The 22,802-nt window shown below is 70.1% G+C and carries 23 protein-coding genes and 1 tRNA gene; 8 read left to right on the top strand and 16 right to left on the bottom strand.

Going from position 1 to position 22,802, the window contains the following annotated elements; translation table 11 throughout:
• Nucleotides 1–92: 92 nt before the first annotated feature.
• The 6 genes from AC559T_RS04880 to AC559T_RS04905 form a co-directional block, all read right to left on the bottom strand.
• Nucleotides 93–482 carry a hypothetical protein gene (locus AC559T_RS04880; RefSeq protein WP_498867910.1) on the bottom strand — a complete coding sequence of 130 codons (390 nt, stop codon included), beginning with the start codon at nucleotides 480–482 and terminating at the stop codon, nucleotides 93–95.
• A 335-nt stretch (nucleotides 483–817) separates the two neighbouring features.
• A complete protein-coding gene (locus AC559T_RS04885) occupies nucleotides 818–1,039 on the bottom strand; it encodes a helix-turn-helix domain-containing protein (protein ID WP_498867911.1) in 222 nt (73 codons plus the stop codon).
• Between the two features lie 262 nt (nucleotides 1,040–1,301).
• Nucleotides 1,302–3,524: a cell division protein FtsK gene (locus AC559T_RS04890; protein WP_498867912.1), complete on the bottom strand. Its 2,223-nt coding sequence runs from the start codon at nucleotides 3,522–3,524 to the stop codon at nucleotides 1,302–1,304.
• Nucleotides 3,525–3,703: 179 nt separating this feature from the next.
• Nucleotides 3,704–3,895, bottom strand: coding sequence for a DUF2304 family protein (locus tag AC559T_RS04895; RefSeq protein ID WP_018504745.1), 192 nt, complete (start codon nucleotides 3,893–3,895; stop codon nucleotides 3,704–3,706).
• A gap of 61 nt (nucleotides 3,896–3,956) precedes the next feature.
• On the bottom strand, nucleotides 3,957–4,343 hold the full coding sequence (locus AC559T_RS04900; RefSeq protein WP_498867913.1) for a hypothetical protein: 387 nt from the start codon (nucleotides 4,341–4,343) through the stop codon (nucleotides 3,957–3,959).
• Nucleotides 4,344–4,507: 164 nt separating this feature from the next.
• On the bottom strand, nucleotides 4,508–4,651 hold the full coding sequence (locus AC559T_RS04905; protein ID WP_498867914.1) for a hypothetical protein: 144 nt from the start codon (nucleotides 4,649–4,651) through the stop codon (nucleotides 4,508–4,510).
• Between the two features lie 556 nt (nucleotides 4,652–5,207).
• Between AC559T_RS04905 and AC559T_RS04910 the strand changes: the two genes are divergently transcribed.
• A complete protein-coding gene (locus tag AC559T_RS04910; RefSeq protein WP_498867915.1) occupies nucleotides 5,208–5,612 on the top strand; it encodes a hypothetical protein in 405 nt (134 codons plus the stop codon).
• 108 nt (nucleotides 5,613–5,720) lie between these two features.
• Here the strand turns inward: AC559T_RS04910 and AC559T_RS04915 are convergent, their stop codons facing one another.
• Nucleotides 5,721–5,963: a hypothetical protein gene (locus AC559T_RS04915; protein ID WP_498867916.1), complete on the bottom strand. Its 243-nt coding sequence runs from the start codon at nucleotides 5,961–5,963 to the stop codon at nucleotides 5,721–5,723.
• Entirely contained in the window at nucleotides 5,960–6,166 is a 207-nt protein-coding gene (locus AC559T_RS04920; RefSeq protein WP_018504740.1) for a hypothetical protein, read from the bottom strand. The genes AC559T_RS04915 and AC559T_RS04920 overlap by 4 nt, the downstream gene beginning before the upstream one ends.
• A gap of 535 nt (nucleotides 6,167–6,701) precedes the next feature.
• On the opposite strand from AC559T_RS04920, the gene AC559T_RS04925 reads away from it, so the two are divergent.
• Entirely contained in the window at nucleotides 6,702–6,932 is a 231-nt protein-coding gene (locus AC559T_RS04925; RefSeq protein ID WP_018504738.1) for a helix-turn-helix transcriptional regulator, read from the top strand.
• Between the two features lie 156 nt (nucleotides 6,933–7,088).
• Here AC559T_RS04925 and AC559T_RS04930 read toward each other — a convergent pair whose 3' ends face one another.
• The 5 genes from AC559T_RS04930 to AC559T_RS04950 form a co-directional block, all read right to left on the bottom strand.
• Nucleotides 7,089–7,988: a glycosyltransferase family 2 protein gene (locus tag AC559T_RS04930; protein ID WP_498867917.1), complete on the bottom strand. Its 900-nt coding sequence runs from the start codon at nucleotides 7,986–7,988 to the stop codon at nucleotides 7,089–7,091.
• The gene (locus tag AC559T_RS04935; RefSeq protein ID WP_498867918.1) at nucleotides 7,981–8,469 is read right to left on the bottom strand and encodes a hypothetical protein; all 489 of its coding nucleotides are present in this window, start codon (nucleotides 8,467–8,469) and stop codon (nucleotides 7,981–7,983) included. The genes AC559T_RS04930 and AC559T_RS04935 overlap by 8 nt, the downstream gene beginning before the upstream one ends.
• A gap of 77 nt (nucleotides 8,470–8,546) precedes the next feature.
• Entirely contained in the window at nucleotides 8,547–10,355 is a 1,809-nt protein-coding gene (locus AC559T_RS04940; protein WP_498867919.1) for a hypothetical protein, read from the bottom strand.
• A 529-nt stretch (nucleotides 10,356–10,884) separates the two neighbouring features.
• Nucleotides 10,885–10,961: transfer RNA gene (locus AC559T_RS04945), tRNA-Ile, on the bottom strand.
• A gap of 272 nt (nucleotides 10,962–11,233) precedes the next feature.
• The gene (locus AC559T_RS04950; RefSeq protein ID WP_498867920.1) at nucleotides 11,234–12,037 is read right to left on the bottom strand and encodes an alpha/beta fold hydrolase; all 804 of its coding nucleotides are present in this window, start codon (nucleotides 12,035–12,037) and stop codon (nucleotides 11,234–11,236) included.
• 316 nt (nucleotides 12,038–12,353) lie between these two features.
• Here AC559T_RS04950 and AC559T_RS04955 point away from each other — a divergent pair, with 316 nt between their 5' ends.
• From AC559T_RS04955 to AC559T_RS04970, 4 genes are all read left to right on the top strand, one after another.
• Nucleotides 12,354–12,992, top strand: a complete 639-nt coding sequence (locus AC559T_RS04955; RefSeq protein WP_498867921.1) for a fluoride efflux transporter FluC — start codon at nucleotides 12,354–12,356, stop codon at nucleotides 12,990–12,992.
• The gene (crcB, locus tag AC559T_RS04960) at nucleotides 12,989–13,360 is read left to right on the top strand and encodes a fluoride efflux transporter CrcB (protein WP_498867922.1); all 372 of its coding nucleotides are present in this window, start codon (nucleotides 12,989–12,991) and stop codon (nucleotides 13,358–13,360) included. The genes AC559T_RS04955 and crcB overlap by 4 nt, the downstream gene beginning before the upstream one ends.
• Nucleotides 13,361–13,622: 262 nt before the next feature.
• Nucleotides 13,623–14,420: a carboxymuconolactone decarboxylase family protein gene (locus AC559T_RS04965; RefSeq protein WP_498867956.1), complete on the top strand. Its 798-nt coding sequence runs from the start codon at nucleotides 13,623–13,625 to the stop codon at nucleotides 14,418–14,420.
• A complete protein-coding gene (locus AC559T_RS04970) occupies nucleotides 14,417–14,869 on the top strand; it encodes a pyridoxamine 5'-phosphate oxidase family protein (RefSeq protein WP_368954471.1) in 453 nt (150 codons plus the stop codon). Before AC559T_RS04965 ends, AC559T_RS04970 begins: the two co-directional genes overlap by 4 nt.
• A 60-nt stretch (nucleotides 14,870–14,929) precedes the next feature.
• Here AC559T_RS04970 and AC559T_RS04975 read toward each other — a convergent pair whose 3' ends face one another.
• The 3 genes from AC559T_RS04975 to AC559T_RS04985 form a co-directional block, all read right to left on the bottom strand.
• Nucleotides 14,930–15,352 carry a TOBE domain-containing protein gene (locus AC559T_RS04975; protein WP_112108497.1) on the bottom strand — a complete coding sequence of 141 codons (423 nt, stop codon included), beginning with the start codon at nucleotides 15,350–15,352 and terminating at the stop codon, nucleotides 14,930–14,932.
• Between the two features lie 92 nt (nucleotides 15,353–15,444).
• Nucleotides 15,445–16,101, bottom strand: coding sequence for a response regulator transcription factor (locus AC559T_RS04980; protein ID WP_112108496.1), 657 nt, complete (start codon nucleotides 16,099–16,101; stop codon nucleotides 15,445–15,447).
• The gene (locus AC559T_RS04985) at nucleotides 16,098–18,329 is read right to left on the bottom strand and encodes a sensor histidine kinase (protein ID WP_498867957.1); all 2,232 of its coding nucleotides are present in this window, start codon (nucleotides 18,327–18,329) and stop codon (nucleotides 16,098–16,100) included. Before AC559T_RS04985 ends, AC559T_RS04980 begins: the two co-directional genes overlap by 4 nt.
• Before the next feature lie 229 nt (nucleotides 18,330–18,558).
• Between AC559T_RS04985 and AC559T_RS04990 the strand changes: the two genes are divergently transcribed.
• On the top strand, nucleotides 18,559–19,377 hold the full coding sequence (locus AC559T_RS04990; RefSeq protein ID WP_498867923.1) for a hypothetical protein: 819 nt from the start codon (nucleotides 18,559–18,561) through the stop codon (nucleotides 19,375–19,377).
• A gap of 311 nt (nucleotides 19,378–19,688) precedes the next feature.
• Complete coding sequence (locus tag AC559T_RS04995) at nucleotides 19,689–22,547, top strand: protein kinase domain-containing protein (RefSeq protein ID WP_498867924.1); 2,859 nt, start codon at nucleotides 19,689–19,691, stop codon at nucleotides 22,545–22,547.
• Nucleotides 22,548–22,802 lie beyond the last annotated feature (255 nt).

A 22,802-nucleotide genomic window follows, 5' to 3' on the forward strand; every position in this document is an offset into this window, starting at 1 on the left:
TACTGATATCCCCGCGGGCATCGCCCTTGACGGACACGGCGGCGTCACCGAGCCGCTCCGGTTCAGGGTGGCCGCGCCGTCCCGGCATCGCGCTACCGCTCCCGGACGTCGTCTACGTCGGTATCGATCCGGCCGCGGGCATCACCACCAATGACCACCGCGCCCGGCCCACGGTGCTCGCCACCATCGGCAGGCACATCCACCCTCGACCGGACACCGGTAACCCGCGTGCTGATCGGCTCGTAGCTGCTGCCGTCCACCGACACCGACCCGGCGCCATGACTGCGGCCCGCCGGGCGACGCTGGGCCACGGTCAGCCAGACCTGCGCCACCACCATCACCACCACCAGAACGACGAACGCCGCGACCCACGGCACGGACGGCTGGTCCGTCACCACGTTCGTGACGACACCCGTTCCCACCGCCGCCACCGTCGACACCCCGACACCGATCGCCTGACCGCCCCAGGAAGGCCACGCCATCACCGAACACCCCCGTCCCGAACAGCGTACGGATCACGGTACCCCCACCCGAATCCACCACCCGAACGACCCACCAGACAAGCGGGCGGCAGCACCATCAGATTTTTGACACCGGGCGGCGCACGCGACGGGCCACGAACTCGACCGGCTTTCCCGTGGCCCGGTGCTAGACGAGAAAATTTCTGCCAGAGAAGTCGGCGCAGAGCGTGCTACTGCACCGACCAGCAGGATACAGATTGTCACACGACACGCTCTACCTACCAGTTTCCCCGAACAGCAAAATGGCTCTCGGTTGGCGACACCCACCGAGAGCCATTTTTGCTAGAAAATCTAGACTAGACCGGTCGCTGTTTTTCCAGCCACTCGTCTACCTCCCGGCGATCGAAACGAATATGTCGTCCGACCTTGTACGCCGGCGGCCCCTCCCGCATGGATCGCCATTTGTAGATGGTGTTCACGGGAACCCCGAGGTATTCGGCCAGGTCACGGACGGTCCACAGCTTCTTCTGTTCCGCACTCGAATTCGGGGTTGAGGCACCCGGTAGTAGCGTTCCCATCCGTTCTCTCCGTTCTTTCCCAGCGATGAGTTATCAGGATCATTGCCACGCAAGCGCGACCCACACGACTACTCTCGGTAGTATCTATGGTCTGTTGGGACTAGCGGTGCCCGGAGGGGTCCGCAGGGTGCCCATCGGCCCACTTCGCAGCTTCTCGGCGGGCGTTCGCTAGACACGAACTCCCAGCTCAGCAGCGGTGTTGGCCACTAGGGGTGCCGCTAGACCTAGCAAGGCTCTACGCTAGGGATAGCGGCTGCCCGAGTCAGGCACGGCCAGCGCTTCCGTTACGTTCCGCGATGGCCGCGACGATCCGGGAGCGCTCTACTCCGCGTCGGTTGGCTCCCTTCCCCTTGGCCGTGGTTCCCCACACCTGAATGGTGCTGACACCGTAAGGTCGCAGGGCCACGGCGAGTTGTTCGGAGCCCCATCCGGCGTAGTCGTCCGGACGGATATCCGCGAGACGGGTGACGATCGTCTCTGACCAGACCTTGGTCTCCGATTCCGGGATCACGGCCAGTACATCCGCCAGAAGGTTCGGAGTCCTGTCGGCCGTCACGGCAACGATTTCTCCTGCTGCGATGCCCGCGAGTGTGCCCGCTTCGATGCGGGCCGCGCGCGCCCGGTCGGCAATCCGGTCCGCGGTCGGTGTGTCGATGTACGCGGAGCGCACGATCATCGGATCGTCCGTCGCGCCAACCAGATAGCCGATTCCCTTGTCGGTGGGCCGCAGTGTCGTGGCGCGGACGCCGTTCTTGTACATCGACGTGCCGAGAATCATGTCGTTTTCGACCTGGCCCATGACCCGCAGACAGAACCGCACCGACACACTGGACGACACCCCGGTCGGCAGGCTGTTCGCATCCGGACGCTGCGTCGCCAGGACCAGGACGACACCGAGGGCCCGGCCGAGCTTGATGACGTCGGTGGCCAGCGTCCCGGCTTCCTCCCCGTGAACCGGATGGGTGAACAGGTTCTGGCACTCGTCGAAGAACGCGACCAGCAGATGCAGGCCCAAGGAGCGGCGGTTGGCCAGTGCGCGGGTGACCTTGCCGTCCGGGCACAGATCCTTCGGGAGGTTCTTCAACGCCGCCGCCCGGCGCACGACCTCGGCGCGTAGATCCCGCAATGCGACCAGCGCCGCTTCGATGCTGGCATCGTCGATACCGCTGACGTACCGGTGGGCGAACTTCTCGGCGGCGTCCAGGTCGCCGGTGCCCTTGAGGTTGAACACCCACGTCTCGCACGTCGGGTCCAACCCGCAGGCGAGCAACAGCACCCGCACCGCGGACGTCTTGCCCGCACCGGGCAGGGAGCCCACGAGGATGTTGTTCTCTGGCAGCGCCACCGTGACCGGGCGGCCCCGGGCGTCCGATCCGAACGGCAGCGGTGCGAACACGTCCGCGGTGCCGCGGCGCGCCCACGGCCATTCGGCGGCGGGGGCGGCGGACATGTCCTCGTCCCCGACCCACAGCACGAGCCGACCGGCGTGCGCGTCGTGGACCGCTTCGGGCCACACGCACCCCAGCGGACGCCGCAGGCCCGACGCGAGACGTTCCCGGCGGTCGAGGATGTCGGACACGGTCACGCCGTAGGGAAGGTCGACGTCCGCGCGCCATCCGGGACCGTCACGGGTGATCGGCGCGGGGAAGGTGATCCCGCCGCCTTCCCGCCGCGCCTTGTTGATCTCAGCGATCCCCAGGGACTCCAGCGCACGGACCACGATGTCAGCGGTCAGCCGACCGACTTTGGTGGGAGTGACGGCCGGTCCGACCAGTGGCCGGTCCGCCGGAGCACCGACGAACCCCAGCACGCCAACCGCAACCGTGATCAGAAGCAGGTGGACGGCAGGCGGCGTGCCCGTCCAGACGAGCACGAGCGCCACGAGCGCGGGCAGGCCGATCCCAAGGGTGGTCACGGTACGGACGCGGACGCGGCCGTCGCGGACCTTGGCGAGTTTGAGGTACTCGGCCCCGTCCTTGCGCTCGATCGCCGCGGCGCGCACAGGGCGGGTCTCCGCGTCGGTCATCCACCCCACGAGCCCGGTCACCGCGCGGGAGAGACCGCGGGGGGCGCGGCAGACGAGCCGACCGCCGTAGACCGGCACCCGGAGCGCGTGGAACAGCACCGTGTGGACGCAGTACCCGATCAGCCACCGCACCGCCGCCCGCAACGTCGACCACGAGCGCATCCACGGCGGGACGAGCGCACGGCGCCGGCCGGACCGGGCGATCGCCCACGGGCTCGGCGGGGGCGCGGGCAGGTCGACCGGGACCCCGGTCACGACCACCGGCTCGGAACGAGCACCGTCGGCCCGTCGGGGCGTGGCGGCGAGCTCGCGGACGATCTGCGCGGGTGTCGCCGGGAGCCGCTCCGGCCCGGCGGGGACGAGGTCAGCCCGTGCGGCGCGGATGTCGGGCACCCAACCGCCGGGACCGGACGGCGGATCGCCGGAATCGGCCTGCGGCGGCGGGATGTTTTCGGGCATGAGAAGACCTCCATGTGATGTCGATGATCCGGGGCGCGGTCACCCGATGAACAGCGCGACCGCGCCCCGGGATAGGCGAGAATTGATTCCTTCACTGCGCGATCGTGCTTCTATACGGCAGCGTTATTCGGCGGCTCTAGCAACAGGTGACGATGGCCGATGGCCTGACCTCTGCTGCCCTAGGCTCCGATAGTCGAAACGATCCCGAGTATCTGCCCGATGATGTCGGAGATCGTCGGGGCGAGTTTCGAGGATGCCAGGTAGAAGCCCAGCACAATGCACAACAGCGCGGACGAAAGCGACAGCCGGTAGGAACGGACGAGAACGACGACCGCGAACAACAGAAGAACGATGATGGAGATGCTGACCATGATGGCCGTGAGCCTCTTCCCGATACGGATGTCGTCTGAGTTATGGGTATTGCGGCTTCGGCTACTCGGGGTTCTTGGGAACCACCTCGACCGCGCCGTCACCGAACGCGGTGACGCTGTCCTCGGACTCGTCGGTGTCGTCGCTGATCTGCTCGACACCGGCGGCCGCGGCCCACTCGTTGTAGGCGTCGTGCCACGCCTTGCGCGTCACCTCGTGGTAGCTCCCCAGCGCGGAGAAGACGACGTTCAACGTCGCCCGGAGCACCTCGTCCGCGCTGTCCATCCACAGCAGATGCAGGAACGATGACGCGGTGTAGCCGTCCAGGTGGACGGCGTAGGCCCGGTCGGCACGGTTCGCCAGGTCCGCCAACAGCAGCTCCCCGGCGCCCGGAACGGGCACGTCGGACTCGCCGATACCGCCGGGCAGGGACAGGTCGGATGTGGTCACGTCAACACACCTTTCAGAGAAACGAAATTCAGAAAAGAGAGGGATCAGAAGAACGGCGAGACGAGCCCCGGAGCCCGCACGGCGCCTCACGTCGCGAGCCGACTCGCTAACGAATCCTGGTTACCGAGGATGCGGATTTTCGGCACGCGCCACTGCGGAAATGGTCACCCGCGGAGGCGATGCACGTCCCACACCACGAGGATCACCAGGAAACCGACGATGAGGAACGGCGCCATGGTTGGCAGGACGTGAACCATGAACCACTGGAACCCCGTCGCGACCAGGACGAGGAACAGGGTCCCCAACATCCACCAAGTGAACGGCCAGAGCGGGCGGCGGTCACGACAGCGGCACACGGAATCTCCCCCTACACCCCAGTGGACGACACCCGAAGCGGCGAGGCTTTCACTGTTACCGGTGGGCGTCGGACCGCGGTTTTCGGTCGCTCTCCGCGGACGTTTCCTATAGTCCGGCCACCGGCTGTTGGCATTCGCCGGTGAATCTGCCGGATCTCCGCTGACTTTTGAGGCGTGACCGCCGGAGGCTGAGAGATGAATGCGCCCGGAACGACGGTAGGACTGCTGGCGGACTGCTGGGACTCTGCTGAAACCGCAGGTCCGCCGCCCGTCGGCACGCGGACCGGCACTCGACCGAAGCACCGGCAGGACAGCAGCGCCGAACGCTCTAGACCGTCGCTGTCGGAGGCAAACGACAGCAAACGCCACACGAGACGTACAAACCTGGCATACTCAGATGCTGTCCCGGACGGAACACGTCCCCCGGCAAGGTCCGGGACACCCGCCACAGAGAGGAGGCGAACCGACGGGGGACGCCGAGGGGTCACATGGCCCCTGTCGCAACGCGATGACTACTCCGCCCGTTGACTTCGAGGTCCTCCGGTCCGCACTGCGCGCAACCATGCGCCACGGTGCACGGGCCCGGTCGCTGCTGGAACGCATGTCCCTGGTCGACCTGCTCAACCCGGCGACCCCCGGCGACGGGCGCCCCGACGCGCAACGGGCACTCGAAACCGCCAGCCTGATCACCGACGCCGTCCGGTCCCTGGACCCGCCGATGGACCGCGTCATGCTGATCATGCTGTGTCTGGCCCCGGGCACGTCCGGTCTGACACTGTCGGCTCGGCGCAGGCACGCCGCCGAACTGCTCGACATCCAGCCGGTGACCTTCCGGTCCGAACAGCGCTACGAGCCCGCGTTCGTCACCGAACTCGCGCTCACCCTGTACGGGCAGCTCACCGGCTGCACCTAACCGGCACCGCCGGTCCGACCCGCGGGGTCGGGCCCCTAACGCACGATCGGTCCCCACCTGGTCAGGTGGGGACCGATCTGGCTGCGGTACGCGGCGAACGTCTGGAGGTCAGACCCGTCCGCCTGCGATGCGCGCCGGTAGAAGCTGGTACCTCTCGATGCCCTGCTGGTCGGCCCACTGCCGCGCGGCCGTCTCACTCCCGAACGGACTCACGATCTCCACTGGCAGGCCCGCCCCGTCGACCACGAGAAGACCCACGAGCAGCGGAGGTCGACCGCCCGCCCTCGGGGCCCGTCGCCGGGCCGCCGGTAGACGGTGGACGGCGGTGGGAAACACCACGTGCGCGCTCACCGCACGATCTCCAACGATGCCAACGCCATGGCGACGTCGGCCGCCTTGAGCTTCCCGCCGCAGGCAACCTTCTGCGCGATCGCGAACAGGTACGCGGCGGCGTAGGTGTCGCTGTAGGCGCCCCGCGCGGCCAACGTCGCCCGCGCTTCGGACATCTGCACCCCCGTCGGCCGGATCGCGGCCGGGATCAACGTCAGGTTCACCGCACACCCCCAGACGGGCCCTCGGCGACGGCGGATGGGCTGATCTCGTCCAGACGCGGCACCCCCACGCCGCCGTGTGCTTCGTGGACACGGAATCGCAGTTCACTACCCGAACCCGTCCCGGTCAAGGCGACTGCCGCGTCAAGGAACTCGCACGCGATCGGCAGACTCCGCAACACCGTCGCCAGACTCGCCGGGTGCAAACCGGCCGGCACGTCGACCACGACGCACCGGAACGGCCCCGTTCCCGTCTCGCGGACCGTCGCTTGTGGGATGGATGCGCCGGCGGCGGGCGCGCCGCCGGCGGACCTACCGCTCAGAGCGGTAACTGACAGACTCTCGGACACGGTGTTGACCTCCGTGGGGTCGATGCCGAGGGCCGGTCTCGGTGGTGACACACCGGACCGGCCCGACCTGTTCCTGACGCACCGCGCGTCGGGTACGACGCGCGATCACTCAGGCACCGTAGCGCGTAAGAGGATGCGAAGGAAGAGCCCGAACTACGGATCCGGATCCGCAACCAGGATGCGGATCCGTGGCCAGCAGCGACGGACCTGAGGTCAGACCGGCAACCCCCGCCGACCTGATCGGCTTCGGCGAGCTTCGCGCCCTGCTGGGCGTCGCGCGCTCGCGGGCGCACACCATCTCTCGCGACCGCGACTTCCCGGCACCCTGGTACACCGGCGAGAAGGAACGGCTGTGGCTCCGCGTCGACATCGAAGCGTGGATGGACCGGAACCGCCCCGGATGGCGCGGCGACTCGTGACCGCCGCACCGATCCGGTTCGCGTGACTACGGAAGACTGATGCGCCGTTACGTGGGAGTCGCCCGGACACGGCAGTCATTCAACTGCGCCGGCACCCCACGATGCCGTTACGGCGACCAACCCACCAGCACCAAGAGCCAGAAAAGCGATCACGCGTCAAGTGGTACCACCCCACGACAGCAAGGCATTTATCGCTTCCCGAAGAAGCATCTGCTCGAACTCTGCGACATCGTCACCGTCGGGCCGATAGGTTGCCATCCTGTGCTGGGTTCCAGTGAACCAAGAGTTCAGCAACTCGATACTTTCGGAACTCAGGCGACCTTTGGCGACCCCGTGCGCCACGATCGCGTCGAACTCCTGGCGGAGTAGTTCCGGCTTCGGTCGTTGCGGGTTTACCCAGTCATCCACCGGTACGGGACGAACGCGGGCGGCGGCGTCGTTCCACGCGAGGTTCAACGTCATGTCGACGGTGAATTCCTCGGGTAGCTCGGTAGGCCACAGGACACGGACGGCGGCCCGCTGACCTGACCAGGGGGTCGTGCCAACCTTGGGGAGCATCTCAGGAAAAATACGGCCGGCGAGAGGAGCGAAGAATCCGTACAGCCACATCTGAGGGTAGAGGGGACGCCAGTAAAGATCAGCTATGGTTGCGTCGACCGTCCCTGTGACAATCGGCCGGATGAGGGTCGCCGCGATCGGTTCGGGGCCGAAGTACCGAAAGTCGCCGTCTACGGTCGCCACGATTGAGCCGGTGGCCACGGACAGCGCAGCTTTGACCGCGTTCCCTTTCCCTTTCCCGGCTTCGACCACACGCGCACCGGCCGCACGGGCGATGTCGGCGGTATCGTCAGTGCACGCACTCGCCGCGACGATGACTTCACCGTCTGCCCCTAGAATTTCGATGGCGCGGTGGGCGTCGCTGATGACCTCGGCGACGGTCTCGGCTTCGTTGTGGGCGGGAATGCAGATGCTCACCGGTCCGGTGCGGTCGGTGAGGGAGCGGTGCCCGACCAGGGGCAGGCCGAGGGCCGGATCGATGAAGGGCTCGTCAGCCAAGGAATGCCCCTTGCCACAGGGGGTTGCGGTCCCGGTGCGGTCCGATGATGAGTTCCTCGTGTGGGTCGAGCGGGATCAGCCGCGGGTCGGACCACGCGGCCTGCACATCGGCCGGTGGTGTCGGATCGGTCCAGAGCCCATCGTCGACCGTCGGCCCGGTACGGGTGCCCGCCCGTCCGAGGATGAGAAGCCGGACGGTGTACTCGCACCCCTCGGGAAGCGACCCGCCGGCACTGCCCTCGGCGCCGATGGCGGCAAGGTGGCCGCGGACGCGGCCGACCCACGCGGCGTGGTCCGCCTGGGCGGCGGCGTACCGGTCGGGCGTGCCGCCGAGGTCGCTGGGAGGGTCGTAGAGCAGGATGCGCCGGAAGCGGAAGCCGGCACCTTCCTTGAGCGCGCGGCGGAACAGGACGAGGTCGACATCATCCCGGACCTGTTGGCGGGCCGGGTCGGTGAGCCACGCGGTAGAGACCTGCACCATCCACACAGTTCCCGCACTCGACACCGCGGGCAAGCTGCGTCGCCACCGGTCCACCGAATCGGGTCCGGGCCCGGCGCTCATCGGAGCACCGCGTCGACGATGCCCAGCAGTTCGTGTTGCTGTGCTGCCCGGTCCCCGAGCTGTGTGGCGTTCCGGGGTGACCAGGTGAGCATGACCGGCTCCGCGGGACCGTCGGAGGTGAGCGCGAAGCGGGCAAGTTGCAGTGCTCCGGCAACCAGTGGCTCCGGCAGACGCTCGACGAAGTCACGGGCGTCACCGGCCCGGTTCATCTGGAGACAGCAGAGCGCCGCCAGAGTCGTGGCGGCCGGGCGGGCGTCCGGCCCGTAGAGGTCAAGGGTGCCGGGATGGCCGGACGCGGTGATCGCAGTGTGAACCGTGCGCCACAGCGAACGTTGCGTCGGGAACTGGGACAGGGCGGTGGAGAGCCAGTCCAACGCGCTGTCCGCGTCGGGCAGGCAGCCATACGTGGCGAACATCGTGACCTGCGATCGCAGATAGCGCCGATCAGTGGAGAACGCCGGGTCCTGCTCGAAACCGGCCGGTGGGGTGAAGCGGGTGTTACGCAGGCCAGCGACGACGGTTGCGCACAGTTCCAGGGCGATCGTCGGGAGCCCCCCGCACGCCGCAACGACCTCGGCGGCACGTCCGTCGCTGGTGTGGTGCGGACGTGCACCGTCGGCACCGATTCGCCGTTCGATCTCGGTGAAGATGCAGTCGTCGTTCCAGTAGTTGCCATAGAACTTCTCGCCGGTGATGACCTCGGCGAGCACGTACAGGCCGCTGCCGACCCACGACCCGCCGAACTCGCACATGGACCACAGCCACACCAGCACCGCGGCCGGGTCGCTCAGCCCGTAGGGCCACGGGTCCTCTCCCTGCCGGTAGAACCCCGGTGGGTCGGGATCGACGAACTGCACGATCCGCAACCGCCCGCGGGCAACAGATGAGATCACCTGCCGGGCGCTGACGTCGTCGGGACGTTCCTGGAGTCGCTCGTGCGCGGCTTGTTGAAGCCAGCCGATCACCCGGCATACCTGGCCCAGGGTGACCGCGGATTCGACTTCGCTGACATGTTCCCCCGGTGCCGCCCCGGCACCGGTCAGCTCGGTGAGCCGGTAGCTCGAATGCAACGCCCCGTCGATCAGGTGCGGGAGTGCGACGCGCGCCGCGTCGCCGGTCAGGTCGTGGTACAGCACCGCGCGTCCGACCCGTTCGATCAGATACGTGAGCAGGGCGAGTCGCCACCGGGCCACCTCGGCGCGTTCGTCGTCCCGTGCCTGCCGTGCCACCTCCGTCATGCGCTGGCCCAATGCCGAGACGTCCGCGCTGTCGATCGCGGTCTCCACCGCGCTCAGGAAGCCAGCCAACGCGTGGGCCCGGTCGACCTGCACTGGACGGCCGGACCGCGCGGCACGCCGGAGATCTTCGGACACCAGCCGGGCAAGGAACTGCTGTCGGCTCTCACCCGCCAGCACCCGCAGAAGCGCCTGCAACGAGTCGATCCCCAGGGCGAGTTGCGCGACCACGAGCCCGACGCCGAGGTCAGCGAGAAAGCCGCCCCGACCGGTGATATCCGCCGCCGCGGGCAGCAGCACGGAGAACGTTCCTGCCGTCAGCCACAGCACCAGGCCGGTCTCTTCGACCAGGTCAAGGAACGATGGCCACACCGTCTCCGGATCGGCGCTGACCGCGAACACGATCGTCTGCGCCGTCAGCAACGTCGTGAACAGGCCCAACCCGAGCTGCCACAGGACACCGGCCTTGTCCGCGGACACCGACGCTCCGGCGGCCCACAACCCGATCGACGCGGCGGCAGCGACCACCACCACCAGAAGACGAAGCGCGAGCTTGCGACCCGTCGACACCGTCCCCCCGCCGCACGCTTGGCTCCGCTCGTGGCCAAGTGTTCCATGCGTGGTCCTTTGACATACCCGGAAAGTCACACATGGGACGAACCAGCCTGCGCCCGGCGCATCGTGGCGGTGCGGCCGGTCAGGACGCGGCGACAGGGCGCGTAGGCGTTGGTGCGCACGCAGAGTTATCGAGGACGAGTGGGTTCACGGCGCGTGTGGAGCATCGAGCAAGACTCTGACGGATGCACTCCGTGTCCAGCGGGTGCCAGCCTCGGACGGCGGTTGACGTTGACGGGGCATCCTGTGCCCGGCGTCGAACGCGGGCGCGGCGGCGCGGGGTGGGAGCCCGACACACACCTTCGCCAATGTGACTTGGGCCACAATTCATCGCGAGAAAAGGGTGGGAATGCAGAACTTTGATCAAGGTCGATGACTGACCACAAACGCCATCAAGATCTTCTCAAAGTACGGGGTAAGTACGGGATGACCTTGCTCGGACGGCAGCCTGGATGACTCAAAAATTGCCATCTACCTGCGGGTTTGGTAGGGCGGGTGGGGCTCGAACCCACGACCGACGGATTATGAGTCCGCTGCTCTAACCGGCTGAGCTACCGCCCCGGAGCTGCGCGCCACCCGACCTCGGCTGGGGCGCACCACGGGCAAGCATATCCGGGTGATCGGGCTGCGGCAGCGCGAGCGCATCCGGCGATCTCAGGCAGATCACACCCGACAGTCCTCACCGCGGCCGACCCGTTGTTCCCATCGGTGAGCCGTCGCCGGCAGCCACCCGAGGACGTCGTGGGGGCACCCGCGCCCGGCTCGTCGCCGAACGGGTGCAGTGGCCGGGCGGGGCTGCCTCAAGCGGTGCGCGCCACCAGCAGCCCGGATGGTCAAGGGTTCGGGCCGGCCAGAAAGGAGATGACGTCGGGGAACGCTCGGACATCCTGGGCGAAGAAGGTGTGGCCGCCCTCGTAGGTGCGCAGCGTGGCGGTGGGGATCCGGCTGGCGATCGCCTCGCTGTTCGTGACGGGAGCGATTCCGTCGTAGCGGCCACAGGCGACCAGGGTCGGGCAGGTGATCGCGCCGAGCCGGTCGAACACGTCGTGGTGTCGGCGGGCCTCGAGCTGCGCGGTTTCCCCGCGTCGCTGCTCGTCGGTACGCGGCGTTGAGGCACGCCCGGCCATGCCGTCCGCCGTCATCCGGTCGGCGGGATGCGACGCCAGCCATTCGGGGGTGAAACGCGAGTCGAGCAGCCGCGGTGCCAGCGCCGCCCGTTCGGCGGGGGCGAGCCTGCCGAGCTCGTCAAGGGGGTACGACGATCCGCCGGCGCCGCCGGCCGACGTGCACAGCAGCGCCAGCCGCTCGATCCGCTCCGGCCAGGTTACGGCCAGTTTCTGGGCGACCATCCCGCCGAAGCTGATGCCGACGACCCGGCATCGCTCCCAGCCGACCTGGTCGAGCAGGCTGGCGGCGTCCGCCGCGTAGTCGGCCATCGAGTAGGGGCCGGGTGGTACCGCGGTCCTGCCCAGGCCGCGCTGGTCATGGGCGAGCAGGTCGAAGTGCGCGGCGAACGGGGCGAGCAGCCGTCCTGTCGTCGCCAGCGTGGTGCCGGAACCGTTCAGGTAGAGCAGTGCCGGGCCGGTGCCACGCCGTTCGTAGTAGATCTCGATTCCGTTGGCTGTCACCGTGGGCATCGGCCCCTCCCCCGCTTCGCCGCCCTCGGTGTCTCCGGCGGATTTACCTCCAACGTGATCCGGTCAGACCGGTCCGGTCAATGCGATCCGGGCTGCGCGAATCTCCGAGCAGGGAACGGGCGAGAGAGCTGAGCGTCGGCCACCTGCACGCCACGCGGTGATCCCGCGTTGCCGTCGGCGGCGGCCGGTATCGTGAGGCCCTGGGCGAGGCAGCCCTGCCGGCGGTGGGGCCCGCCGTCCCCGCGCCTGGGGAGAACCGCGACGGCGTCGCCAACGGTCCCTGCCAGTAGCTGTTTCCGCTGGTAGGAGGCCCGCCATGTCCGAACCCGTTGCCCGTCCCGGCCGCTCGGACGTCGATGCTCCGCGGCCCGTCGTCCAGCCCGGCGGGGCATCCGAAACCGTGGCTCGGCCCGTCGACCCCGATGTCGATCTGTCCGATCCCGAGGAGCGGGCGGAGCTGCGGCCGAGTCCCTGGCCGGTTCTCGCGGCCATCGCGGCCGGTGGTGTGCTCGGCGCGCTCGCCCGGCATGGCCTGGTTGTGGCCTTCCCGCACGAGGCGGCCGATTTCGACCGGGCCACGTTCGCGATCAACACGTCCGGCTGCCTGCTCATCGGCGTGCTCATGGAGCTGGTCGGGAGCGTCTGGGCCGGGCGCCGGCTGGTCCGGCCGTTTCTCGGCGTGGGCGTGCTCGGCGGCTACACCACGTTCTCCGCTTACGTCGTGGACGTCGAGCGTGCCGTCGAAGCGGACGCGCCCGGCACCGCCCTTCTGTTCCTCTTCGTGTCCCTCGCCGCCGCGCTCATCGCGGTCGCCGTCGGTTCAGGTCTCACCGCGCGGCTGCTGCGCTCCCGTGACCGCACCCGTGACCGCACCGGTGGCCGCTCCCCTGACCGCTCCCCTGATCGCCCCCGCGGCGCCGCTCACGGGGCTGGCGAAGTGCGGGGTGGACGGTGACGGTGCTGCTGGTCGCGCTCGGAGCGGCGGTCGGGGCGCCGTTGCGCTACCTCACCGACCGGGCGGTCCAGAGCCGTCACAGCTCGGTTTTCCCGTGGGGCACCCTGACCGTCAACACCGCCGGGTCCCTGTTGCTCGGGTTCCTGGTCGGCCTGCCGGCGTCGTCCGAGGTACTGTCCGTCGCCGGTACGGGGCTGTGTGGCGCACTGACCACCTACTCGACGTTCAGCTACGAGACGCTGCGGCTGGACAGGGACTGGACCCATCGCCACGCCGTCGCCAACGTCGTCGTGAGCCTGACCGTGGGTCTCGCGGCCGCCTTCGCCGGGGTCGCGCTCGGGCAGGCGGTCGGCGGGTCCGCGGGCTGACCCGGGCCCGGCAGCGCCTCTGGACCCGGGAAAGTCACCTGCCTTAGATTGCGGTCGACCGATTGAACGCAGTCCGGAGAAGCAGTCCGGAGGAGCGGAGCCGTCCATGACAACGGAAGGCACCGCGCAGGCGGGGCAAACGGGGCGAACAGGGCACGCGGGGCACGCGGGGCACGCGGGCGATGAGCGGGACCCCGCGCAGGCAGACGACGAGCGGGATGCGGGACGCACCGGCGTGGCCGAGCGCGTGTTCCGGGAGGTCATGGCCACCGAGGCACCACCGGCACTGACTCCGTTCGAGGCGGCGGCGCGGGACTTCGTCTTCGGCGAGGTGTGGCGGCGTCCCGGGCTGAGCCGGCGGGACCGGCGGTGGGTGACGCTGACCTGCGTCGCGGCGGCCGACGCGCCCGGTCCCATCGACGCGCACGTCTATGCCGCTCTGAGCAGCGGTGACATCGAGATCGCGGAGATGCTCGAGTTCGTCCTGCATTTCGCGGTCTACTGCGGCTGGCCGAAGGCGTCCCACCTCGAAGGGGTCGTCGGCCGGCAGTGGGCGCGGGTCCAACGGGAGCGGGGGGTGGAGCCGACGGGATGGCCCCCGCTGGACGTCCCCTCGTTCGAGACCGGCGACTGGAACGCGCGGTTGGAAGGGGGCAGGGCCGAGTTCGCCGACGTGAATCTGATGCCGGCGCCACCCGCGGACACGCCGTACCGCCAGGCCGGGATCCTGGGTTTCGTGTTCGGCAACGTCTGGCGGCGGCCCGGTCTCACCCGCCGGGAACGCCGGATCATCACCGTCGCCTGTGTGGGGATCGACGACTCCCCGATGCCGCTGCGGACGCACGTCGACGTGGCGTTGCGCTCCGGCGACCTCACCAGCGCGGAGATGGATGAGATCGTGCTGCAGTTCGCCGTCTACTACGGTTTCGCCAAGGGCGAGGCCCTCAGCGATGCCGCGGCCGCCGCTGTCACCACAGCCGCCGCTGTCACTACGGCCGATGCTGTCACCGCCACCGAAGCGGGCACCGCGGGAAGTCCGCACCTGGAGGAAAAACGATGAAAGATCAGCGTCGAGGCCGCAAGATCGCCATGAGCCCGGCCGAGGTCGATGCGTTCCTCACCGAGGAGCGAACCTGCCGGGTGGCGACGACCAGCGCGGACGGGCCGCATCTGACGCCCCTGTGGTTCGTCTGGGACGGGCAGGCGCTGTGGCTCAACTCGGTCGTCAAGAGCCAGCGCTGGACCGATCTCGAGCGTGACCCGCGGGTGGCGATCGTCGTGGACACCGGTCACGAGTTCACCGAGCTGCGCGGGGTGGAGATCCGCGGCCGGGCCGAGAGCGTCGGCGAGGCGCCCCGCGTTGGCACCCCCGACCCCGGCCTGGCCACGCCGGAGCTGCTCTACGCCCGCAAGTACGCCGGCCGCGACGAGATGCACTACGACGGCCGGCACGCCTGGCTGCGGGTGACCCCGGAGAAGATCACAAGCTGGGACTTCCGGAAGATGTGACCGGCGGCTGAACGTCGGCATCGGCATCGGCATCCACGCACGGTTGTCGCGGCGCGGGCGTCAGAGTGCGGAGAAGGCCACCTCGGTTGACTTGATCAGTGCGGTCACGGGCAGGCCCGGGGCAAGCTTGAGCTCGTCGACGGCGGCGCGGGTGATCGCCGCGGTCAGCTCGATGTCCGTGCCGAGGTCGATGCGGACGAGCGCCATCGCGCCGCCGGTGTCGATGCCGACCAGCGTCCCGCCCAGCCGGTTCCGGATGGTCAGGCCCGACGTCTCTCCCGTGGCGAGCGAGACGTCCGTCGACTTGACCAGCACCTCGACCGCCGAGCCGATGCCGATGCCGACGTCCTTGATGGCGTCCATGGTGACGGCCGATGTCAGGGTGTCGCCGTTCGCGAGGGCGATGCGGACAGTGCCCATGACAGCACCATCCGTGATATCAGCGACGGTGCCAGCCAGCCGATTACGGATGCTCAAGGTCATGGCTGGACATTAACGGCGTCCTGTTGCGGGCTGGTTGCGCCAGGCCGTGCGCACCCTCCTCACCTGCCCGTTCGGGCCGTCGGGAGGGTCGGTCACGGTTCACCCAGGCCGGCGCGGCGGGCTCGCAGGATTGCCGCCGTGCGGTCCGGGGCGTGCAGTTTGGTGAGGATGTTGGAGACGTTGTTGGCGACGGTCTTCGGGGTGAGCTGGAGATGGCGCGCGATGCGGCTGTTCGGCCAGCCGTTCGCCAGCAGGCTGAGTACTTCACGTTCCCGTTCGGTGAGCTCGGGGAACGGGGCGTTCTCCGCGGGTGGGCTGGTGAAGGTGCGCAGTACGCGGTGCGCGACGTCCGGTCCGAACACGGCGTCGCCGCGGGCCACGGCCCCGATGGTGCGTACGACGTCCTTCTGCTGGGCGCCTTTGAGCAGGTAGCCGCGGGCGCCGGCGCGTAGGGCGGCGAAGACGAACTCGTCCTCGCCGTACATCGTGAGCATCACGACCGCGATCGTCGGCTGGGCGGTGGTGATCCGGCGGGTTGCCTCGACCCCGCCGATCCCGGGCATCTCGATGTCCATGAGCACGACGTCGGGCTGTTCCGTGCCGGCGAGGGCGACGGCCTGCTCGCCGGAGGTCGCCTCCCCGACCACGGTGAGGCCGTCGACGGAGTCGATCAGCGCGGACAGGCCGTCCAGCACGAGGCGGTGGTCGTCGGCGAGGAGCACCCGGATGGTGGCGGGGGGTTCGGTCACTGCTGGCTCCTCGTGAGCATTCCGGTGACGTCGGTGTGCGCGGATGAAGAAGATCCGTGATCCCTTTCTGGAGCGACCACGACGGCGGACCGGGGTATCGCGCTTCCGGCGAGGGAGAGGGGGAGTTCTACCAGGACCCGGCCGCCGGTAGCGGTGGGTCCGGCGATCCAGCTGCCACCGAGCGCGGTCGCCCGTTCCCGCATCGAGGTCAGGCCGACCCCGGGTGCCCATGTTGCGCCGCTCCCGCTCCCGCTCGCGCTCGCGGTGCCGCCTGTCGCGGTGTCGCCCGTCGCGCTGTCGCCCGTCGCGGTGTCGCCTGTCGCGGTGTCGCCTGTCGCGCCGTCGCCGGCTGTTCCGTTGTCGCGGATCTCGACACGCAGGTGATCGACGCAGGTGATCGACACTTCGCAGGACGACGCCCGGGCGTGCCGGGTGACGTTCGTGATGGCTTCCGTGATGATCCGGTAAGCGGCGATCTCCACCGCCGCCGGCAGCGGCGGCAGGGATTCGGGCGCCGACACCACGACCGGGACCGCGGCGTGCCGAAGCTGCTCGCGCAGCGCGGGCAGCAGCCCGAGTTCGTCGAGGACGGGCGGCCTCAGGGCGTAGACCAGGCGGCGCAGGTCGGCGAGGGCCGAGGTGAGGTCCCGCCGGACCGAGTCGAGCAGGTTCCTGGTCCGCGCCACGTCCCGGTCGACGAGGTTCCCGGCGGCGTCCACCTTGGTCGCGGCGGCGGTCAGGGTCGGTCCGAGACCGTCGTGCAGGTCGTGGCGCAGCCGGCGGCGCTCCTCCTCCGCCGCGCTGACGATGCGCTCGCGCGAGCGCATCAGCGCCTCGGTGAGTTGCACGTTGCTGGCGGCCACCGCGACCTGGCGGGCGATGTCGGTGAGCAGGCGGTTCTCCCGCGGAGCCAGCGCGTTCTGCCCGGCCCGCAGGCTGACGACGAGCGCGCCGATGTCCTGCCCCTGATGCACCAGCGGGAAGCGGACCGACGCGCCCGGCCGCGCGGCCTCGCCGTGGGTGATGGAACGAACGGAGCCGTCGTCGCCGCGCATCTCCACTGCGGCCGACGGCAGCCGCAGTGCCCCGACCAGGGCTTCGAGCAGGCCCGGCAGCAGGGTCTGCACGCTGCCGGCCGCTTCCAGGCGCGCCGCCACCCCGGTCACCACGGTGTACGGCTCGTCGCGTTCGCCGTAGAGAAAGCGGTTCACCATGCGTTGCACCCGGTCGCGTGCCGGGGCGAGGCTGAACGCCGCGCCGACCGCGGCGAGCACCGTGGACGTCCCGCCCACCTGCTGGCCGAACGCGACGAGGACCGCGACGCCGGCCGCGTACACGACGGCCACGAACGCGGTGAGCAGCGTGTAGACGAGCGTGCGGTTGAGGACCGCCTCGATGCCGTAGACACGGTTCGCGAGCACCACGGCGACGACGACGACGAGTTCGACCACGGTGCCGACACTGCCGATCAGCTCTCCGGCGGGAAGCGCGACGACGACGGGGGTGAGCACGATCGCGACCGCGTTGATCACGGCCAGCCAGCGCAGCACCTGGCGCAGCTCGCCGTCCGCCCGCATCCAGCGGACCACCATCACGGCCGACCCGAGCAGCAGGCCCGAGGAGAACAGCGCGACCGGCAGCCAGCCGGGGATGGCGTCCACCCCGATCGGATTGGTGAGCCCGGCATAGGCCGGCGGAGACTCGGCGGATCTGAAGGACCACAGCGGTCCGCTCAGCCAGCCCACGGCGCACAGCCCGACGCTGACCGCCGCGAGCCGCCCGACCCAGCCGTGGGGGAACCGCCCCTGCGGGAACGTCGCCCAGATGATCGCCAGCACGAGGGGCCCCAGCGCCTCGCACGTGGAGGCGGCGAGAAGCGCCGGCGCAGCCCCCGGCAGCTCCCGGTCGCCGAACACGGTGAACACCGCCCAGCCCGTGCCGGCCGCGGCCGCGCCGTGGCCGATCGCGGCGGCCAGCGCAAGCCAGCCGAACGGAACCTCCGGCCGGCGCGTGGCCAGCAGCCAACCGGCCGCCACGAACGGAACCGCGAGGACGACCTGGGTCCAGCCCGCCACGCTCGCGGAGTCCCCGGACGGCGTGAGGAACCCGTGCCGGTTGGCGACGGCCAGCACCGCGCCGGCGACGGCCAGCGCGAGCGCGGCCAGGGCGAGAACGTGCGCGGCCCGCCGACGCCCTGACCGCGCCGGCGACGGGTCCTGAGCGAACACGTCCAAGCCAGCTCCCTCACCTAGACCCGTGGGGCGCGCAGGATCGCATGATCGCACCCGTGTGGACCCAGTGTGCGGGACCGCGGTTCCCGACGGTGTCGGGAATTTCTCCCGGCCATGCCGGGAACGCGCGCCCGTGCCGGCGGGACGGTTCCACCCGAATGATCAGCCTGTCGCCGCGACCGGTCAGCAGGACCGGTCCGGCCCGGGATCCGATCGGGAGACAACGATGAAGACCCACAGCATCGCCGGCCAGGCCCGCCGCCGATGGATGATCACCGCCGGTGCCCTCGGCCTCGGCGCGGTCGTCGCGCTCGCCGGCTGCTCCGACTCCTCCGGCACGGCGGGCGCGACAGAGACACGCGGAGCCACGACAACTCCCGATGCCTCGACCACCGACGCCACGCAGGCGGCCTGCGCCGCCCAGTTGGCGAGCAACTGGGTCGGCATCCCGGGGCTCGACCCGGACGCGCCGCCGCCGAGCGCCACCGAGGTCCAGACCTGGGCGGCGTCCGTCGAACCGCACCTCGGGCCGCTGCGAGCGGGCGTACCCGGCGACGTGGCGAGCCAGGTCGACGTCCTCGCCGAGACCGTGCGGGGCGCCGCGGAGGGAAAGCCGCCCGCCGACCCCGACGGCTCCATGAACACCGCGCTCACCGCCGTCAACGCATGGGCTCATGACACCTGCGGCTACACCACGCTCGACGTGACCAACAGCGACGGCAGCGGCCTCGCCGGTGTCCCAGCCTCACTTCCCGCCGGCCCGGTCGCACTGAAGTTCACCAACACCGGCGACCCGGCAAAGGCCGGATTCATCCTGCTGCTCGGCAGGGTCCGCGACGGCGAGACGGCCACCGCGGCCGACGTTCAGTCCGGGAAGACGAACATCGAGGCTGTCGCCGACATCGTCGCCGTGGCCCAACCGACCGGTTCCGATCCCGCCTACGGCCTCACCACACTCGTTGCCGGACGCTACATCGTCACCACGCCCATCGGGACGCCCCCGCAGTTCAGCGGCGTCATCGCCGCCGGGTTCGAGGTCAGCTGACGCCACACGGCACCGTCAGCCACGACGAAGCTGTCAGGTTCCGCGCGCCGGCAGGGGGCGCGCGGAACCCCTGCGACGACTGATCTGATCGTCGACAAGGCCGACGCCGCAGCGCGGGAGGCGTTGGGGGCGGCCACGCCGGCGCAGGTGGCGCTTTACGGCGACCACCTCGCCGCGATGGAGCAGGCGGGGGCCACGGGGTGCTGTCCGGTGGTCCGGTGCGTGACTGGATATGTCGGTACAGTGTCGGCCAGGCAGTCAGATCACCGGGTCGGCGTGGGGGACGCTTTCTGATCATCGATCGTGCCCGGGTGGAAGCCGCGTTGCCCGACTACGAGCTGGGGCTGGAGCTCGGCAGCGGCGCTTTCGGCCTTGTCGTGGCCGGCCGTCACCGGCGTCTGCACCGCGACGTCGCAATCAAGATCCTGGCAAGCGAGCTGGACGCCGACGAGTTCGAGGCGGAGGCTCGGGTGCTCGCCGGGCTCGATCACCCCCATGTGGTCCGCATCTACGACTGTCGCGAGCACGGTGGGCTCGGTTTCATCGTGATGGAGCTGTTGCCCGGCGGGAGTCTGCGGCAACGCACGGCCCGGCGGCACGGATCACGGCGGCGCAGCGTCGAGACCGCGTGCGCGATCGGCCTGGCGGTCGCCGGCGGCGTCGGCGCGGCGCACCGGCGCAACGTGCTCCACCGCGACATCAAGCCGGAGAACATGCTGTTCGCGGCCGACGATCGCCTGAAAGTGACCGACTTCGGTCTTGCCAAGGCCATCGACGGCAGCGCCGTGGCGGCCAGCCGGATCGTCGGCACTCCGCTGTACATGGCGCCGGAGCAGTTCGACCTGCGTGAGCTGCGGCCGGCGACCGACGTGTACGCCCTGGGCGTCGTGCTCTACGAGGTGCTCACCGGGGCGCACCCGTTCGCCGACCATCGGCGTTCCTTTGCCGCGCTGCAGCACTGCCATCTCAACGAGGTGCCGCCACCCCCGGTCGGGATACCGGGCCCGATCGCGGACGTCATGGCGCGTGCTCTTGCCAAGGCGCCGGACGACCGGCCGGCCACCGCCGGTGAGCTGGCACTCCAGCTCGCCCGCGCGGCGCGGGACACCCTCGGCGCCGGCTGGCTCGACCGGGCCGAGCTCGTGCCCCACCTCGACGACGACGTACGGGTCCTCGCCTGGAGCACCGGCGGCGACATCGGCTCGCCGACCACGATGTCCGACCTCGCGCCGACCGCGACACCCGACTCCACACCGACCGCGGCCAGGCCGGCCGACACCCCGCCGTCCGAACCGCCGCCGTCCAACCCGCCGCCGTCCGAACCGCCGGCGAACGACGCCGGGCCAGACGCAGGCGCGGCCACCGGTGTCACGACGACCGCTGCCTCAGCGCAGCAGGCGATCGGGCCGAGCACCATCCGCCCGCCCGAGGCGCCGCCGACCAGTGACGAGGCGCTCGACGAGGACGGGACCACACACCGACCGGACGACACGAACCGGCTCGGGCAGGAGGACCGGAACCGGCCGGGATCACGGGACGGGCCCTGGCCCGCGGTGGACACCCCTGCGGCCGCGGGCCCGCGCGACCGACCGCCGGGCACGGGTGACTCGCCGGGCATCTGGCCGCACGTCGTGCTGGGCGTGGCGGCCCTGGCGAGCATCGGCCCGTTCCTGGCCCCCGTGACCTCCACGATGGCCTACTACGGGACGCTCGGCGCGTGGGCGGTCTGGGGACCGTTCGCGGTCGTGCTGGCCGCCCTGCCGGTGGTGCTCGCGCTGCGCGTCACGCTCGACCGGTGGGCGGCGGTGCGCGCGCCGACGACCGGAGCCGCCTTCGGCCTGGCTGCACTGACCCTCGGCGCGCTGGCGGAGGTACGCCAGCAGGCGATCGAATACAGCCATCCGCTGCGAGCCGGCTGGTGGGTGTCCGTGGCCGCGGCCTCGCTCGTGCTGGCGGTCACGGCGTTCGCACGGCTGCGGCGGGCGCCCGACGCAGCGGGTCGGGTCGGCCCGGCGCTGGCCGCCCTCGGGTTCGTCGCGCTGCTACTTTTTCCCGATGATCCCTACTGGACGCACCAGGCGTCGTTCCGGTTCGGACAGGCCACGGCGGTCACGGTGCTCGCCGGGCTGGCTCTGCTCGTCCTGCTTTTCCGCCGGGGAGCGCCACCCGCCCTGCTCACGGCCGCAGCGGTGGCGGTGACCTCGGTCGATCTCCTCGGATGGTTCCGGACGACACCGAACTTCCAGGTCGGCAACGCCACGGTTCTGATCGCGCTGCTGGCCCTGTCACTCGTGACGGACCCGCGCCGGAAGACAGACCGTGCATTCCTGCTCGCCGCCGGCCTGTCCGGTCCGCTTCTCGCAGTCCGCGTGCTCGTCGACTACCAGCCGTCCGGGTACGCCGTGGCCAGCACCATCGGCTATGGGGGATTCGCGCTGCTCGTCGTGGCCGGGTTCGTCGCGGCACGCCGCCGGCACCGGCGGGTCGGACCGGCCGGCGCCGAGCGGCCTGGGGCCGAAGGAACAGCGGGTCCACCGCCGATCAGAACACTCGGCTCGGCCGGGGCGCAGCTCGCGGCGACGCTCGCCGCGGTGGTCGTCGTGGCGCTCCCCCTCGGCGTGACGGCGGCATCGACCAGCGACCAGATGCCGCTGGCGGCGAACTCCTCGGCCGGCGCGGGGTCGCAGGCGGAACCGGCCTCGGACGGGCAGGGCGGCGAACCATCCGACCCAGAGGAGGGCACGGCCGGCGACGATCTACCCGCGGTGGCCGGGGCGACCGATCTGACAACCGAGCCGGTGGTCAGTGCCGGATCGGGCAGTCCACCGACCTCGCTGGTCACCAGGGACCTGGTGGCAGGCATCGGCCCGGCCGCATCGGCGTCGGGCACCGTCACCATCCACTACGTCGGCGTCCGGTGGCGGGACGGAAAGGTGTTCGACTCGAGCTGGGGCCGCGGCGCATCCGACACGTTCTCGCTCAGAACGGTGATCGACGGGTTCGCACGCGGGATCGAGGGGATGCGCACCAGCGGCCGCCGCGAGATCGTCATCCCACCCGATCTGGGTTACGGACCCGCCGGTGGCCAGCCCCCGGACATCGCGGCCGACGACACGCTCGTCTTCGTCGTCGACCTGATCAGCGTGGCACCGGAACCGACCGCGGACTGAGGCGTTGTCGGGCATCCGGCCTCGTACAGGTTGACGGGCTCCGCACACACCAGTACTCGACGAACTCCCGATCGTCGTCGTTCAAGGCGCTCCCGACCAGCGCAGCCGCCGCCTCGGGCTCATGCGCCCGACGTCCTGGCCGCCGAACGCAAGGAACGAGCCCGCATCCGAAGCGAGAAGGGCATCCGCTGGGGCGGACGCCCTCTCAAAACCGCAGCCTGACCCAACCCGGCGAACCAATGCGGTCACAGCTCC

It is taken from the genome of Frankia sp. Hr75.2 (assembly GCF_949319125.1).
Lineage (GTDB): Bacteria > Actinomycetota > Actinomycetes > Frankiales > Frankiaceae > Parafrankia > Parafrankia soli.